The 16,586-nt window shown below is 62.6% G+C and carries 15 protein-coding genes; 11 read left to right on the plus strand and 4 right to left on the minus strand.

The genetic code is table 11. The annotated features are described in order from the left end of the window. Positions 1–64 precede the first annotated feature (64 nt). The 6 genes from ACXHGZ_RS03220 (at position 65) to ACXHGZ_RS03245 (ending at position 6,087) form a co-directional block, all read left to right on the plus strand. The gene (locus ACXHGZ_RS03220; protein WP_084855803.1) at positions 65–1,072 is read left to right on the plus strand and encodes a DUF481 domain-containing protein; all 1,008 of its coding nucleotides are present in this window, start codon (positions 65–67) and stop codon (positions 1,070–1,072) included. Positions 1,073–1,182: 110 nt separating this feature from the next. After that, complete coding sequence (locus ACXHGZ_RS03225; protein ID WP_480462341.1) at positions 1,183–1,914, plus strand: HugZ family pyridoxamine 5'-phosphate oxidase; 732 nt, start codon at positions 1,183–1,185, stop codon at positions 1,912–1,914. Between the two features lie 67 nt (positions 1,915–1,981). After that, positions 1,982–2,443, plus strand: a complete 462-nt coding sequence (locus tag ACXHGZ_RS03230) for an FxsA family protein (RefSeq protein ID WP_084855805.1) — start codon at positions 1,982–1,984, stop codon at positions 2,441–2,443. Positions 2,444–2,764: 321 nt separating this feature from the next. Beyond that, a complete protein-coding gene (locus tag ACXHGZ_RS03235) occupies positions 2,765–3,058 on the plus strand; it encodes a co-chaperone GroES (RefSeq protein WP_012274036.1) in 294 nt (97 codons plus the stop codon). Positions 3,059–3,106: 48 nt separating this feature from the next. Beyond that, positions 3,107–4,750, plus strand: a complete 1,644-nt coding sequence (gene groL / locus ACXHGZ_RS03240; protein ID WP_084855806.1) for a chaperonin GroEL — start codon at positions 3,107–3,109, stop codon at positions 4,748–4,750. Between the two features lie 117 nt (positions 4,751–4,867). Next, positions 4,868–6,087, plus strand: a protein-coding gene (locus tag ACXHGZ_RS03245) for an IS3 family transposase (RefSeq protein WP_416768414.1) whose coding sequence is annotated in 2 segments (ribosomal slippage) — positions 4,868–5,216 and positions 5,216–6,087 — 1,221 coding nt in all. Because the reading frame shifts where the segments join, the coding sequence is not laid out codon by codon here. A 162-nt stretch (positions 6,088–6,249) separates the two neighbouring features. Here the strand turns inward: ACXHGZ_RS03245 and ACXHGZ_RS03250 are convergent. After that, entirely contained in the window at positions 6,250–6,978 is a 729-nt protein-coding gene (locus ACXHGZ_RS03250; protein WP_480462343.1) for a phosphatase PAP2 family protein, read from the minus strand. Between the two features lie 178 nt (positions 6,979–7,156). Here ACXHGZ_RS03250 and colR point away from each other — a divergent pair, with 178 nt between their 5' ends. From colR to ACXHGZ_RS03275, 5 genes are all read left to right on the plus strand, one after another. After that, entirely contained in the window at positions 7,157–7,840 is a 684-nt protein-coding gene (gene colR / locus ACXHGZ_RS03255) for a two-component system response regulator ColR (RefSeq protein WP_043213544.1), read from the plus strand. Further along, entirely contained in the window at positions 7,830–9,158 is a 1,329-nt protein-coding gene (locus tag ACXHGZ_RS03260; RefSeq protein WP_480462345.1) for a sensor histidine kinase, read from the plus strand. Before colR ends, ACXHGZ_RS03260 begins: the two co-directional genes overlap by 11 nt. 108 nt (positions 9,159–9,266) lie before the next feature. After that, the gene (locus ACXHGZ_RS03265) at positions 9,267–9,947 is read left to right on the plus strand and encodes a class I SAM-dependent methyltransferase (RefSeq protein ID WP_480462347.1); all 681 of its coding nucleotides are present in this window, start codon (positions 9,267–9,269) and stop codon (positions 9,945–9,947) included. Positions 9,948–9,952: 5 nt separating this feature from the next. Further along, complete coding sequence (locus tag ACXHGZ_RS03270) at positions 9,953–10,654, plus strand: lipopolysaccharide kinase InaA family protein (protein ID WP_480462349.1); 702 nt, start codon at positions 9,953–9,955, stop codon at positions 10,652–10,654. Then, positions 10,651–10,878, plus strand: a complete 228-nt coding sequence (locus ACXHGZ_RS03275) for a hypothetical protein (protein WP_084855811.1) — start codon at positions 10,651–10,653, stop codon at positions 10,876–10,878. Before ACXHGZ_RS03270 ends, ACXHGZ_RS03275 begins: the two co-directional genes overlap by 4 nt. A 248-nt stretch (positions 10,879–11,126) precedes the next feature. Here the strand turns inward: ACXHGZ_RS03275 and ACXHGZ_RS03280 are convergent, their stop codons facing one another. From ACXHGZ_RS03280 to ACXHGZ_RS03290, 3 genes are all read right to left on the minus strand, one after another. Beyond that, entirely contained in the window at positions 11,127–14,159 is a 3,033-nt protein-coding gene (locus ACXHGZ_RS03280) for a multidrug efflux RND transporter permease subunit (protein WP_480462351.1), read from the minus strand. Positions 14,160–14,172: 13 nt separating this feature from the next. Beyond that, positions 14,173–15,324: an efflux RND transporter periplasmic adaptor subunit gene (locus ACXHGZ_RS03285; protein WP_480462353.1), complete on the minus strand. Its 1,152-nt coding sequence runs from the start codon at positions 15,322–15,324 to the stop codon at positions 14,173–14,175. A 163-nt stretch (positions 15,325–15,487) separates the two neighbouring features. Then, positions 15,488–16,585, minus strand: coding sequence for a DUF1513 domain-containing protein (locus ACXHGZ_RS03290; RefSeq protein WP_480462354.1), 1,098 nt, complete (start codon positions 16,583–16,585; stop codon positions 15,488–15,490). Between the last annotated feature and the right edge of the window lies 1 nt (position 16,586).

Genomic DNA, 16,586 nt, shown 5'->3' on the forward strand with positions numbered 1-16,586 from the left:
CTCTGGTCGTGGTGATCTGGATAATGCCCGGCTTTTTTTGGTAAATCGAACCCGTAGTCAGCTTATGTATTCTAGAACCCTGCTATGCATCCTTGCCGCCTCACTCTGCGCGCCGGCGCTCGCCGACACCGTGTGGATGAAGAATGGCGACAGGCTCAGCGGCAAGATCAAGGTCTTCGATGGCGGCAAGTTGTTGCTGGAAACCCCGTATGGCGGTTCCATCGCCCTGGACTGGAAAGAAGTGCAGACCCTGGAAAGCGACCAGGAACTGCTGGTCAAGCAGGACGCCTACAACGGCGAGAAGACCAAGTCGCTCAAGGCTGCCGAACCGGGCAAGGTGACCCTGGCCAATGGCGAGGCGCCCAAGACCGTGGACCTGGCGAGCATCGAACAGATCATGAAGCCCAAGCCATTGGTCGAGGACTTCCTGTGGAAGGGCAACGTCGATGTGGCCATGGACTACAAGCGCGCCGAGAACGATACCGACGACTATGACGTCAGCTTCAAGACCACCGCGCGCCATGGTCGCTGGCGGCACAATGCCGAAGGCGAATACAACCGTGAGACCAAGGACGACGTCACCACCACCAACAACTGGAGCGCCGAATACGCCCTGGACCGTTTCATCACCGACCAATGGTTCTGGCAGGGGCGCATGGAATACAAGCGCGACCACATCGAGGACTTGGCGCGCCAGCGTACCGTCGGTACAGGCCCGGGCTACCAGTTCTGGGACGACGAGCTGGGGGCGTTCTCCCTTGGTTCGCTGATCAACCGCACCGACTTCGAATACCGGGACGGTGGCAAGGACAACTTCTATTCCGCGGCGCTGAAGTGGGACTACAACCGCTACCTGATCGGCAAGAGCGTCGAGATCTTCACCAATGGCGAATTCGGCAAGCCTCTGGGTGGCGTGGCCGATTACTCGCTGGATGCCGAGGCGGGCCTGCGCTACAAGGTCACCGAATGGGCCTCGCTCAACCTCAAGGCGGAGAAGGACATCATCAGCGGAACCCGGGACAGCGACCTGGACAAGACCCGTTACACCGCCGGCTTCGGGGTGACCTGGTAAAGCGTAAGGTGGCTTGCGCCAGCAACGGGTGTGACAAGGCGGTGATTGGCAGTGGGCAGTGATAGTGCTTATCTTGTCCGCATCCAGTCCGCCGCCCAGGAGCGCGCTTCGTGAGTAACAATGCCATCCGCCCCGCCCGGGAACTGCTGCTCAAGGAATACCGTGGCGTCCTTTCGACCCATTCCAAGTCCATGCCCGGTTTCCCCTTTGGTTCGGTGGTGCCGTACTGCCTGGACGGCGATGGACACCCGCTGATCTTGATCAGCCGTATCGCCCAGCACACCCATAACCTGCAGAAGGACGCCAAGTGTTCGCTGCTGGTGGGCGAGCGCGATGCGGAGGATGTCCAGGCCGTGGGGCGGCTGACGATCATGGCGCAGGCCCGCAAGCTCACCGACGAAGCCGCCATCGAGGCGGCGGCCGAGCGCTACTACCGCTACTTCCCGGATGCGGCGAACTACCACAAGGCGCACGATTTCGACTTCTGGGGCCTGGAGCCGGTGCGCCACCGCTACATCGGCGGCTTCGGCGCGATCCACTGGCTCGACCAGGTGACCCTGGCCAACCCCTTCGCCGGCCAAGTCGAGGCGAGCATGGTCGAGCACATGAACAACGACCATGCCAATGCCATCGCCCACTACGTCGAGCTCACCAACCTGCCGCGCACGGCGCCGGCGCAACTGGTGGGCATCGACAGCGAGGGCATGCACCTGCGGATCGGCCAGGGCATCCACTGGCTGGCGTTTCCCACTGTTTGCAATACGCCGATACAGGTTCGCGAAGCCTTGGTTTTACTGGCTCGCGCCGACCAATGGCCGGTTGTGGCGAAGGTCGAGGGTTGAAAACAGGCACACACGCATCCATTTGATGGTCTTACTGGAAGGTTTTCTTCCGCCGAGGACCCCTTGAATGCGTGCTTTTCTACTGCTGTTCCTGATTTTTCCGGTGCTGGAGCTGTTCGTCTTCGTCAAGGTCAGCGCCGCCATCGGTTTCTTCCCGGCGCTGCTGTTGATCATCGCCGGTTCCGCCCTGGGTGTGCTGGTGATGCGCGTGGCAGGCCTCGCGACCGCCCTGCGTGCCCGTGAAAGCCTGCAGCGCGGCGAACTGCCCGCCGAGGACATGTTCCAGGGCATGATGCTGGCCGTCGGTGGCGGCCTGCTGTTGCTGCCCGGTTTCATCAGCGACGTGCTGGGCCTGCTGTGCCTGTTGCCATTCACCCGCCACCTGGCCGCACGCAAGATGCGCCAGCGCGCCGAAGCCCAGGCCATGCGTCAACGCGCCTTCCAGGACGACCCGTTCCAGGCGCAGCCGCGTGACGGTGGTCATCGCCCGAATGTGATCGAGGGCGAGTACGAGCGTCGCGACAAGTAATATCGCTGGGGCCGCTTCGCGCCCCGCCCATGGCACAAGGCCACTCCCACAGGATCGCGCTTGCTTCTGTAGGAGCGGCCTTGTGCCGCGAAAGGGGCGCGCAGCGGCCCCGCTTTTTCGAACCGATAAAAAATTTTACACACCAAGCCTTGTAATTGATTTCGCCGACCACATGTATGGGTCACCGCAAGGTTTCTGGTGGCAACACCAGACATATATACGGGGTTCGCCCGGGCGAGCCCCGACCGGCAACGCCGGACCGTATCAACCCGCCGGTATCGACACCGGCCGATGAAAACCACAATTTGGGAGAGATCGACAATGAAGCTTCGTCCTCTGCATGACCGCGTCGTCATCCGTCGCAGCGAAGAAGAATCGAAAACCGCTGGCGGTATCGTCCTGCCGGGTTCGGCCGCTGAAAAACCAAACCGCGGCGAAGTCGTCGCCGTCGGCACCGGTCGCATCCTGGAAAACGGCGAAGTACGCGCGCTGGCCGTGAAAGTGGGTGACAAAGTGGTTTTCGGCCCCTACTCGGGCAGCAACACCGTGAAAGTCGATGGCGAAGACCTGCTGGTCATGGCTGAAAACGAAATCCTGGCCGTCATCGAAGGCTGATTTCCCCGACTTCCCGTTACTCCAAAGATTTTCAAGGAATAAACGATCATGGCTGCTAAAGACGTAAAATTCGGCGATTCCGCTCGTAAGAAAATGCTGGTTGGTGTCAACGTTCTGGCTGACGCCGTCAAAGCGACCCTGGGCCCGAAAGGCCGCAACGTGGTCCTGGCCAAGAGCTTCGGCGCGCCGACCATCACCAAGGACGGCGTTTCCGTCGCCAAGGAAATCGAGCTGAAGGACGCCTTCGAGAACATGGGCGCCCAGCTGGTCAAGGAAGTCGCTTCCAAGGCCAACGACGCTGCCGGTGACGGCACCACCACCGCTACCGTCCTGGCCCAGGCCATCGTCAACGAAGGCCTGAAGGCCGTTGCTGCCGGCATGAACCCGATGGACCTCAAGCGCGGTATCGACAAGGCCACCGCCGCCATCGTCGCCGAGCTGAAGAACCTGTCCAAGCCATGCGCCGACTCCAAGGCCATCGCCCAGGTAGGTACCATCTCCGCCAACTCCGACACCTCCATCGGTGAAATCATCGCCGAAGCCATGGAAAAGGTCGGTAAAGAAGGCGTGATCACCGTTGAAGAAGGCTCGGGCCTGGAAAACGAACTGTCCGTCGTCGAGGGCATGCAGTTCGACCGTGGCTACCTGTCGCCGTACTTCATCAACAAGCCGGACACCATGGTTGCCGAGCTGGAAAGCCCGCTGCTGCTGCTGGTCGACAAGAAGATCTCCAACATCCGCGAGCTGCTGCCTGTTCTGGAAGCCGTTGCCAAGGCCGGCCGTCCGCTGCTGATCGTTGCCGAGGACGTCGAAGGCGAAGCCCTGGCCACCCTGGTGGTCAACAACATGCGCGGCATCGTCAAGGTCGCTGCTGTCAAGGCACCTGGCTTCGGCGACCGCCGCAAGGCCATGCTGCAGGACATCGCCACCCTGACCGGCGGCCAGGTCATCTCCGAGGAAATCGGCCTGACCCTGGAAACCACCACCCTGGAGCACCTGGGTAACGCCAAGCGCGTAATCCTGTCCAAGGAAAACACCACCATCATCGACGGCGCCGGTTCCGATGCCGACATCGAAGCACGCGTCAAGCAGATCCGTGCCCAGATCGAAGAGACTTCCTCGGACTACGACCGTGAGAAGCTGCAAGAGCGCCTGGCCAAGCTGGCTGGCGGTGTTGCCGTGATCAAGGTCGGTGCTGGCACCGAAGTCGAGATGAAAGAGAAGAAGGCTCGCGTCGAAGACGCCCTGCACGCTACCCGTGCAGCCGTCGAAGAAGGCGTGGTGCCTGGCGGTGGTGTTGCCCTGGTGCGTGCCCTGCAAGCCGTTGCCGACCTCAAGGGCGAGAACGAAGACCAGAACGTTGGTATCGCGCTGCTGCGTCGCTCGGTCGAAGCTCCGCTGCGTCAGATCACTGCCAACGCCGGCGACGAGCCAAGCGTTGTCGCTGACAAGGTCAAGCAAGGTTCGGGCAACTACGGCTACAACGCTGCTACCGGCGAATACGGCGACATGATCGAGATGGGTATCCTGGACCCAGCCAAGGTCACCCGTTCGGCCCTGCAAGCCGCAGCTTCGATCGGCGGTCTGATGATCACCACCGAAGCGATGGTTGCCGACCTGCCGGAAGACAAGCCAGCAGCTGGCGGCATGCCAGACATGGGCGGCATGGGTGGCATGGGCGGCATGATGTAAGCCAGCCTTACCCTCTGCTGTAACAAGAAAGCCCCGCCTAGTGCGGGGCTTTTTTGTTACAGCTGTCCCGTCCTGAATAAGGTTTACACCTCCTATCCCGATTTTCCGGAGAGCTAGATGGAGCAAGGTGTAAAGCGCACGCAGCGAGATTACTCGCTGTCTTTTAAATTGGCTGTCGTTGATCAGATCGAAAAAGGCGAGCTGACCTACAAACAGGCCCAGGCGCGATATGGCATCCAGGGTCGGTCGACTGTTCTGGTATGGTTGCGTAAGCATGGTCGGCAGGATTGGAGCCAAGGGGCGTCGATCCGGGCCGAGAGGAGCTGCGCGATGTCCGACCCTAAAACGCTCACTCCAGAGCAGCGGATCAAAGAGCTTGAACAGCAGCTTGAGTTAATGAGCCAGAAGGCTCAGTTCTTCGAGACCGTCGTTGATGTCCTAAAGAATGACTACGGTGTGTCGGTCGTAAAAAAGCGATCCGGCAAGTCCTCTCGCAAGGTCAAGTCGCAGGACTGAGCATTGCTAGGGCTTGTCAGTTTCTAGGCATCAGCCGACAGGCTTACTACAAACGTAATCGAGTTGCTGATAGCAAAGCGCGCCAGGCAGATCGGGTTGTCGAGTTTGTGCAACAAGTCCGGATGCGTCAGCCACGGCTAGGCACACGGAAACTGCACTATCTGCTGCGTTGCCAGCCTGATAGGCGGATTCAAGTTGGCCGAGACCGGCTGTTTGAGGTCTTGGGGGAGCGCCGTTTGTTGGTGCTACCCAAGCGGGCGTATCACAAGACGACACAGAGCTTTCATCGCTTCTATCGTCATCCCAACCTACTCAAGCCAGGCCCCAATCAGATTGTCCCATCAGGGCCAGAGCACGTGTGGGTGGCGGACATCACCTACCTGCCGGCCAGAAGCGGCCCACTGTACCTAAGCCTGGTAACAGATGCTTACTCTAGAAAGATTGTTGGCCATCATGTTCATGAGAGCCTGCATGCCGAGTCGGTTGCACAAGCCTTTAGACAGGCCCTGCGCAAACGGCGGCGTCGCCAGCCGTTAGTCCATCACTCAGACCGAGGCATTCAGTACTGCTCAGCGCTGTATCAGTCACTGCATGCACGGAACGGGGTCCAATGCTCGATGACTGACGGATATGACTGCTATCAGAACGCGCTGGCCGAACGGATCAACGGAATCCTCAAAACAGAGCTGCTGCTGAGCAATCCAGAAAATCTGGAGCAGGCGAGAAAGATGGTTGATGAGGCGGTGCAAATCTACAACACGGAGCGGCCTCACATGGCCCTGAAAAACAAAACGCCCGATGCGGTGCATCGGGCGTTTTGAGGCCTATCGGCCTACCTGAACAGGTGTAAACCTATTTCAGGACTAGACAAGCTGTGGACCGCTTGGCGGCCCTTTCGCGGCACAAGGCCGCCCCTACGTGGTCACGCTTTTTTGTAGGAGCGGCCTTGTGCCGCGAAAGGGGCGCAAAGCGCCCCCGTTCATTCAGGCAACGCTACCTTGTGCTTCGGGCACCGTCACTGCGCCCCGGCGATACAGCACTAGGTAATAGCACCCCAGCCCGATCATCCAGCAGAACACCGCTGTCCACAGGTTGTGCGACAAGAAATGCGCGCCCTGCAGCATGCGCCCGATCGACAGTACCGTACCGGTGGTGAACGCCAGCACGAAGGCGGCGCGCGCCAGGCGTGGGCGCCGGTCGCGCAGGACGAAGAACAGGGCGAACAGGCTGAAACCGGTCGCCGCATGGCCGCCAGGCCAGCAGCGCCCGGGCTTGTCGGTGGCCGGGCGGTGTTCGAGCAGTTTGCTGTAGGTCTCCTTGCCGCCGAATTGGCTCAGGCTCCACGGGCACTGCACCTCGGTCGCGGCCTTGAGCGGGGTGACGAAGGCAGTGGACAACGCCAGCGACAATACCAGACAGCCCAGCTCGCGACGCCAACCGAACAGCCGTGACCAGAAGCCGCTGGCCACGAAGGCGACGATCGACAGCAGGCCCAGGCCGATGACCACCTGTTTGGCCCGGTCGTGCAGGATGTTTTCCAACAGGTAGCTGTGCCGGCCGATGAACTGGCCAGCGACCGGGTCGAAAGCCAGCTTGGCCACATCCATGTCCAGCGACGTCCATTCCAGCAGGATCAAGGCCACGGCGGTGGCCAGCGGGATGCCCAGGTACAACCACAGGTTGAGCGGGCGGGGGCGGGGATTTTGCTGCATGACGGCTCCAGGGGCGATAAATGCCGGCCATTGTCGGCTTGCCGCTATGCTGGGTTCGTGAAGGATGGGTGAAAAATCCGTCAGCCTTCAGGATCGTTGCCCAAGACTGGCGCCGCGCCGGCGATGGCCTTAAGCTGCGCCTGCCGCGCACAGCGAAAGCGCCGCACAGGAGACCCCGATGCGCATTCTACTGGTTGAAGACAACCGCGATATCCTCGCCAACCTGGCCGACTACCTGGGCATGAAAGGCTACACCGTCGACTGCGCCCAGGATGGCCTATCCGGGTTGCACCTGGCCGCCACCGAGCATTACGACCTGATCGTGCTCGACATCATGCTGCCGGGCATCGACGGTTATACCCTGTGCAAGCGCCTGCGCGAGGATGCCCGCCGCGATACCCCGGTGATCATGCTGACCGCCCGCGATCAGCTCGATGACCGCCTGCAGGGCTTTCGCTCCGGTGCCGATGACTACCTACTCAAGCCGTTCGCCCTGTCGGAGCTGGCGGCGCGCATCGAGGCGGTGCTACGCCGCTCCCAGGGCGGGGGCCGCCGTACCCTGCAGGTCGCGGACCTGAGCTATGACCTCGATACCTTGGAGGTCACCCGCCAGGGGCGCCTGCTCAAGCTCAACCCGGTCGGCCTCAAGCTGCTCGCCGTGCTGATGCAGAAGAGCCCCCATGTGCTGCGCCGCGAGGTGCTCGAAGAAGCCTTGTGGGGCGATGACTGCCCCGACAGCGACAGCCTGCGCAGCCATGTCCACCAACTGCGTCAGGTGATCGACAAACCGTTCGAAAAACCGCTGCTGCATACCGTCCATGGCGTCGGCTATCGCCTCGCCGAGGGCCGTGATGGAGTTTAAGCAGAGCCTTGCCCAGCGCATCATCATCGCTTTCGCGCTGATGAGTGCGCTGGTGGCCGGCGCCTTCGCCTTCGGTATCGTCGCCACCGTGCACCTGGTCGAGGAGCGGCTGATTTCCGCCGTGCTCGGTGGGGACCTGCAGCGCTTGCTGCGTATGGACAGTATCAGTGACTGGAGCCATCGACCGCGCCCTGACCAGCTGTTCTACTTCAGCGGAGGCCGCGACGATTTCGAATTGCCCAAGGACCTGCGCCATCTGAAGCCGGGTTTCCACGAAGTGTTTCGCGACCAGCTGTCCTACCACGCCATGGTGGAGATCGTCGACGGTCGCCATTACGTACTGCTGCAGGACCAGAGCGACTTCGAAGAGCGCGAGCGGGTGCTGTTCGCCGTCGTGGTCGTAGGGTTCATGCTCAGCCTGGTGCTGGCCGTGACCCTTGGCTGGTTGCTGGCCAGGCGCGTGATGGCGCCGGTCATCCGCCTGGCCCGACAGGTGCGCCATCGTGACCAGTTACTGGGCCTGGCGCCGCCCTTGGCCCCCGATTACGCTGCGGACGAAGTCGGCCAGCTGGCGGTGGCCTTCGACGATACCTTGGGCCGCCTGCGCGATGCCCTGACCCGCGAGCGGCTGTTCACCAGTGACGTGAGCCATGAACTGCGTACGCCCTTGATGGTGCTGGCCACCTCCTGCGAATTGCTGATGGAGAACCCGAACCTCGACAGCCGTTCGCGCAGCCAGGTGGAGCGCATCGCCCGGGCAATGGAAGAAATGCGCGAGCTGGTCAAGACCTTCCTGATGCTCGCCCGGGCCCAGCGCGACGAAGGCGCGGTCGCTTCCCAGGCGACCTTGAGCGAGGTGGCCGACGACTTGATCGGTGTGTGGCGCGACACGATCGAGCAGAAGGGGCTGACGCTCTACTACGACGGCCGCATCAGCGCCGGTCGGGTGCTCTATAACGCCACGTTCCTGCAATCGGTGATGGGCAACCTGCTACGTAACGCTGCCCATTACACCGACAGCGGTTACATTCGTCTGAGCCTGGAGCCCGCCGGCTTCAGTGTCGAGGACAGCGGCGTGGGTATCCCGGAAGAACAGCGCGAAGCCATGTTCCGGCCCTTCGTGCGCGGTGACGAGCGTCGTGGTGAAGGCCTGGGCCTGGGGTTGTCGCTGGTGCAGCGGATCTGCGATGACCAGGGCTGGCGGGTCACCCTGACGGCAACCCAGCCCCATGGCTGCCGTTTCCAGGTGGACCTGAGCCAGGGCAAGACCCCTGCCGAAGATAGCGAAACCGGTGACCAGATACCGGTTTCCCGTTGATTTTTCGGAAATATCCTGTTGCAGGGCTGACGTAATTTTCACATTCGCATGACCTGATTCCAACGCTTGGCGCCCTAGAGTGAGCGCACTTGGAGTCAGGAGAGCACCATGCGTAGCCCCATCAAACTCGAATTTTCCGAGAAGTACGACCGGCAGCACGCCCAGGAGTACTTCCTCAAGCACCAGGACGGCCTGGCGCGTCGCCTCTCGCACCAACGCGACGAACAACTGGCGCGCCGTGCCCTGGCCTTGGCCGGAGAGCCGGGGCTGGTGCTGGACCTGCCATGCGGTGCCGGCCGCTTCTGGCCGCTGCTGGCGGAAAAACCCAATCGAGTGATCATCGGCGCCGACAACTCCGCTGCAATGATCGAGACCGCCTGTGCCTCGCAGCCGGCAGACGTGGTGTCACGGGTACGCCCCTTGCAGACTTCCGCCTTCGATATCCAACTGCCGGACAATGCGGTCGACAACATCTTCTGCATGCGCCTGTTCCATCACATCGGCGAGGCCACTCATCGCAAGGCGATTCTCTCGGAGTTTCACCGGGTTAGTCGCGACAGCGTGATCCTCTCGCTGTGGGTCGATGGCAATTTCAAGGCGTGGCGTCGCAAGAAACTCGAGCGCCGTCGCAGCGCCAAGGCGGAGCAGGGCAGTTACCAGAATCGTTTTGTGTTACCAGTTGATACAATCGAAGAAGAATTTATGACAGCAGGTTTCCGGATCCAGGATCGCCTGGACTTCCTGCCGTTCTACGCCATGTGGCGGGTATACGTATTACGCAAGGGGTAGGTTTCATGGCAGTGGCCGGCAATACAGCTTCCCAGTTCGAGTTCTACTGGAGCCAGCAGGGTGAATGGGTCGAAGCGCCCAATCAGCGCCGTGGCGGCGAAAGTGGCGTGCAACGTTTGACCGCTGCGGGTGGGCAGTTGCTGTATGCCAAGCGCCAGGTCGGGCATATCTACCGCAGCCTGCGCCATCCCTTCGGCCGGCCGACGGTATTACGTGAACTGGACGCCTTGCACAGCTTCGAACAATTGGGCGTGCGCGTACCGCGTATTGTCTTCGCTGGCGCTGAACGAGGCGCCGACCATCAATGGCGGGCGCTGTTGGTGAGCGAGGCCCTGGACGGCTTCGTCGACCTGGACACCTGGCATGCCGAGGGTGCCGTGGAGCATTACCCGCAAGCGCTGCATGAACGCCTGCTCAAAGACCTGGCGGACAACCTGGCGCGCATGCACCTGGGGCACTGGCAGCATGGTTGCCTGTATGGCAAGCACGTATTCGTCAAAGTCATCGGCGAAGGTGAACAGGCCCGGGCCGAAGTCGCCCTGCTGGACCTGGAAAAGTGCCGGCGGCGCATCAGCTGCCAACGTGCGGCCTACAACGATCTTCGCCAGTTGCGGCGCCATTCGTCATTCAATGAGGCGCACTGGCAGACACTGCTCTATTTTTACCAGATGGCGTTTGGCAGCGCTGTCAAAGGGTTAGAGCAATGAAACTAGAAATCGCTCGAGCTTTGTTCCTGTTGGCTGCACTGGCGGTGACCACCGCGGCGGTGGCGGCCTGGGAAGAGCCGCGTCCCGCGGTGTTCAGCAAGGCAGAGGTCGGGGGGCTGTGCGCGGTGCCCCGTGAGGTGAAGCAGCAGGTCAGGGTCCAGCCGGACAACGACCTGTTGTTGTTCCTGTTCGGCATGCGCCAGGGGCTGCGGCCGTTCGGGTGAGCGAGCGCGTGATGGTTGAAAACGCCAGGGGCCCATGACGGGCCCCTGGCGTTTTCATTCCGGCCCGATCGCCGGCAAGCCGGCTCCCACAGTGATTTCGCAAGTCTTGAGAGCGGCGCAATCTCGGTGGGGGGAGCTGGCGACAGCCTGCGATGGGCTCCAGAATCTCCCACAGGGATAGCGTTCCGCTCAGGAGCAGTGTCATGTTGTGGGAGCCGGCTTGCCGGCGATTGGGCCAAAGCAGTTAGTCAAGCGTGTACCGCCGTCCTGTGCGCCAACAGTGTGTAGATGCACGGCAACACGAACAATGTGAACAAGGTCCCGATCGACATCCCCGTGGCGATCACCATGCCGATATCGAACCGGCTCACCGCCCCGGCCCCGGTGGCGAGAATCAGTGGCACCATGCCGAACACCATGGCCGCGGTGGTCATCAGCACCGGGCGCAGGCGAATGGCGGCTGCCTCTTCGATCGCTTCGCGCACGGCCAACCCCTTTTCCTCACGCAACTGGTTGGCGAACTCGACGATCAGGATGCCATGCTTACTGATCAGCCCGATCAGCGTCACCAGGCCCACCTGGGTATAGATATTCATGCTGGAGACCCCCAGGAACAACGGCAACAGCGCGCCGCAGATCGACAAGGGCACGGTCACCAGAATCACCAGCGGGTCGCGGAAGCTTTCGAACTGCGCGGCCAGCACCAGGAAGATGATCGCCAGCGCCAGGCCGAAGGTGACCCACAAGGCGCTGCCCTCCTGCACGAACTGGCGCGCCGCGCCGGCATAGTCGAAGGAAAAGCCTTCAGGCGCTTCCTCGCGGGCGATCGCCTGCACCGTCTGCAGCGCCTCGCCGATGCTGACCAGCGGGAAGCCTTGGATGATCGCCGAGTTCAACTGCTGGAACTGGTTGAGCTGGCGCGGCCGGGCGCGGTCGCTGACGCTGATCAGGGTCGACAGCGGCAGCAATCGGCCCTGGTCGTTCTTCACGTAGTAGCTGTTCAGCCAGCCGGGGTTGTCCCGGTAGGGCCGCTCGACCTGGGCGATGACCTTGTAGCTGCGCCCTTCGAGGGTGAAGCGGTTGATTTCCCCTTCGCCCAGCAGCGTCGCCAGGGTGCCGCCCAGATCGTCCATGGATACGCCCATCTGCGCGGCCTTGGCCCGGTCGATGTTGACCACCACCTCCGGTTTGTCGAAGGCCAGGTCGATGTCCAGAAAGGCGAACTTGCCCGAGGCCTGGGCCCGCTCCTTGACCCGTTGGGCCACCTCCAGCAGCGCCGGATAGTCGCCGGCGGTATTGATCACGAACTGGAACGGCAGGCCTTCGCCGGTACCGGGCAACGATGGCAGGTTGAAGCCGAAGATCTGCAGGCCGCCGATTTCCTCGAGTTTGGCCTGCACCAGCGGCAGCAGCTCCATCTGGGTGCGTTCGCGCTCGTTCCAGGGCTTCAGGAGAAAGCCGCCGATGCCGCTTTGCACGCCGTTGAAGCCGTTGATCTGGAAGGATGAATAGTACTCGGGGAAGGTCTTGAACAGCGGTGTGAATTCATCGGTGTAGGCGTTGAGGTAGTCCAGGTTGGCTGTCTGCGGCGAATTGCTCATCATGAAGATCACGCCCTGGTCTTCGTCCGGCGCCAGTTCGTTGTGGGTGAACATCAACAGCACCGGGATCAGGCACAGCACGAGCACGGCGAACACCAGCACCACCGGGCGGCTGTCCAGGGTGCCGTGCAGCAAGCGCTGGTAGCGAACCTTCAGCCCTTCGAACAGCACGTCCAGACGATGCGCCAGGCCGCTGGGGTTCTGCTCGTGGCGCAGCAGCAGGGCGCACATCATCGGCGACAGGGTCAGGGCGACGATGCCGGAAATGATCACGGCGCCCGCCAAAGTCAGGGCGAACTCCTTGAACAACGCGCCGGTCAGGCCTTCGAGAAAGCCGATGGGCGCATACACGGCCGCCAGGGTGATGGTCATCGACACCACCGGCATGGCGATTTCCCGTGCGCCTTCCAGGGCTGCCTCGAACGGTGTCTTGCCTTCCTCGATGTGCCGATGGATGTTCTCCACCACGACGATGGCGTCATCCACCACCAGGCCGATGGCCAGCACCATGGCCAGCAAGGTCAGCAGGTTCAGCGAATACCCCATCATCTGCATGAAGAACAACACACCGATCATCGACAGCGGAATGGTCACCACCGGAATCAGCACCGAACGCAAGGCCCCCAGGAACAGGAACACCACCACGATCACGATCAGCACCGCCTCGCCAAGGGTCTTGATCACCTCGTCGATGGACGCCTGGATGAACAAGGTGGCGTCGTAGGCGATGGAAACCTTGAGGTTGGCGGGCAGCTCCGACTCCAGGGTGGGCATGATGCGCCGCACTTCCTTGATCACTTCCAGCGGGTTGGCCGCCGGGGTGGCCTTGATGCCGATGTAGACCGAAGGCGTGCCGTCGAAGGAGCTGACCGTGTCGTAGTTTTCCGCGCCCATTTCCACCCGTGCCACGTCGCCCAGCAGCACGCGCCGGTCACCGGCGGTCTTGACCGGTAGCTTGGCGAAGGCCTCGGCGGACTTCAGCTCGGTGGTGGCGTTGATGCTGGTGACCACGTACTCGCCTTTGACCTCGCCTGCGGCAGAGAGGAAGTTGTAGCGGCGCACCGCATCGGTCACATCGCTCGCGGCCAGGCCGAAGCCTGCCAGCTTCACCGGGTCGAGCCAGATGCGCATGGCGAACACCTGGTTGCCGAGGATCTCGGCCTCGGCCATGCCGGGCAGGGTGGCCAGCTTGGGCTGGATCACCCGCGACAGGTAGTCGGTGATCTGTGGGTTGCTCATCTGCTGGCTGTAGAAGCTGATGTACATCAGGGCCGAGGCGTCGGCCGCTTCCTTGCTCAGCACGGGGTCTTCGGCGTCTTGGGGCAGCTTGTTGCGCACCTCGTTGGCCTTGGCCAGCAGTTGGGTGAACAGCCGGTCGGTGTCGGCGCCGATGCGTGCGTAGACGGAAATCACCGAGAAGTTCTGGCGGCTGACCGAGGTCATGTAGTCGATGCCGTCGGCGCTGGCCAGGCTCTGCTGCAACGGCTGGGTGATGTAGCCCTGGATGGTCTCGGCATTGGCGCCAGGGTAGGCGGTGGTCACCGTGATCAGGGCGTTTTCCATCTGCGGGTACTGGCGGATCTGCAGCTTGCTCCAGGCCTGGAAGCCCAGCAGCAGGATCAGCAGGCTGACCACGCTGGCCAGGACCGGGCGGCGGATGAACGGGTCGGTGAACGCCATGCCTGCCTCCTGCTCACTCGGCGCCGGCGGCGCCCTGGCCACCCTGCTCGAGCGCCTTGTCGGCACTGATACGGATGGCGGCGCCTGGGGTCAGCTTCAACTGGCCTGCACTCACCACCTGCTCGCCAGCCTTGAGGCCTTCGCTCACCACCACCAGGCCATCGCGGCGTTCGCCGGTCTTGACCGTGCGTTGCTCGGCGATCAGCTGCGGCTGGCCATCGGCGTTCTTTTCCACCTGGCCGTCCTTGCCTTTCTTCTGGGTCACGACATACACCGAGTTGCCGTAGAGGGTATAGGTGATGGCGCTTTCCGGGACCACCACCTGTGGCTGTGGGTTGGGCAGCAGCACCAACAGGCTGGCGAACATGCCGGGCAGCAGCTTGCCGTCGGGGTTGGCCAGGGTCGCACGTACCAGCAGGTTGCGGGTGCTCTCATCGACCTTGGGGTTGATGGCGCTGATGCTGCCTGGGAAGGTCTGGCCCGGGTAGGCTGCCACCTGTACCAGTACCTGCTGGCCGAGCGTCAGTTGCGGCAGGGCCTGTTCGGGCACGTTGAAGTCGACGTAGAGGCTGGAGAGGTCCTGCAGGGTGGCGATGACAGTGCCGCTGGGCAGGTAGTCGCCCACATCCACCTGACGGATGCCGATGGTACCGCTGAAGGGAGCGCTGATGCTTTTCTTGGCAAGCGAAGCCTTCAGTTGCTCGACCACCGCCTGGTTGCGCCGGTACTGGGCCGTGAGGCGGTCGAACTCGCCACGGGAGATGGCCGAGTCGCCGACCAGTTGGCTGCCCCGGCCGAAGTCGACCTTGGCCAGGCCCAGGTCGGCCTGCGCGGTGCCCAGCAGGGCGGTCTCCTGGTCGTGATCCAGTTGCAGCAACAGTTGGCCGGCCTTGACCTTCTGCCCGGACTCGAAGTGCAGCGACTTGACCGTGCCCGCCACCTCCAGGCTCAAGTCCACACCCTGCAAGGCCGTGAGGCTGCCGACTGCGGGCAGGCGCTCTTGCCACTGGCGCTGTTCGGCCCAGGCCGCAGCCACGCTCACCGGCGGTTTCGGGGCGGAGAACATCTGGACCTGCTGGTAGATCGAGAACGCCTTGATGCCACCCAGGGCCAGCACGATCAGCAGGACCACGGCCAACATGATCAGCATGCGGCGGCGCAGCATAGTTCCGGTTCCTTGGAAAAGGGTTGTTGTTCGTATGGCACGACAACGGGCGATCCTGCCCACGTGCGGATGGGGGAAGTATTGCCTGTTTTCTAGAGGAGGGGGAAGGGTGGATCGGCCTGACGGTCGGCTATTCCATTGGGCTGCAAAGCAGCCCAATGGCTCAGACCAGGTGCAGGTGGTTGTCCCAGAACCCGGACGGCAGGTTCAACGGTTGGCCGACCAGCTCGGTCTTGCGGCAATCATAGTAGCGGCAACGCCCCTGGCCGGAAGTCACCACGAAGCCATCCTTGACCGCGCCCACGCCCGCGCAATCGGGCATCGGTGCGTCCAGCTTCACGGCGCCGCTGTCCAGGTCCCAGATGAACAGGCGGTTGGCCCGCGGGGCGGTCAGCGCGACCAAGCGCAGGTCGCTGTGGATGGCCACGCTGGCGGTGTACTGGGCCATCGACTGCAGTTGCCGCTCCGGCACCGGGAAGGCCTTGAACGGCTCGCCAGGGCGCTTGATCGCCAGCAGCTCGGCGGTTTCCTCGGCATCGCCCATGAACTGCTGGCAGGCGGCGATGGTGCCATCGCTGCCGATGGCCAGGTGGCGCACGCTGTTCATCTGCTGGGCCAGGGTTTCCTTGCTCAGCAAGGTACCGTCGCGGCGCATCAGCACCAGGCTCGGTTCCATGGCGTCGAGGTTCATCTCCACACGGCTTTCGGCCTCGGTGCGGATGCCACCGTTGGCCACCACCAGGGTCTCGCCGTCCGGCAGCCAGGCCACTTCGTGGGGGCCGATGCCGTGGGTGGAAATCTCGCCGCTGTGCACCAAGCGGTCACCCTCGAAGCGGTAGACGCCGAGCACGCCACGGCCGGGGTCGGTGGTGTCGTTCTCGGTGGCGTACAGCCACTCACCGCCCTTGTGGACCACCGCATGGCCATAGAAATGCCGGTTTGGCTGGGAGACCACGGTCTGCAACAGGCGCCCGTCACGCAGGTCGACCAGGTAGCTTTCGGTGCCGGGGCGGCGGGCGACGAACAGGGCGATGGGCCGTTCAGGGTGATGGATGATGGCGTGGCAACGCTGGGCGACCTGGGTGGCGAACACCTGGGTGCCGTCCAGGCGATAACCGACGGCATAATGCTTGCCGTCGCCGTCATCGCGCGCCGAGAGCAGCAGAGGTTCGCTGCCCTTGCTGCGCAGCAGGCTCCAGCCCCCCAGGGTCAGGGCGCTGAGCAACACGCTACCGAGTTTGAGGGCCTGGCGTCGCAACATG

The sequence above is a fragment of the Pseudomonas shiyinii genome (assembly GCF_056725765.1).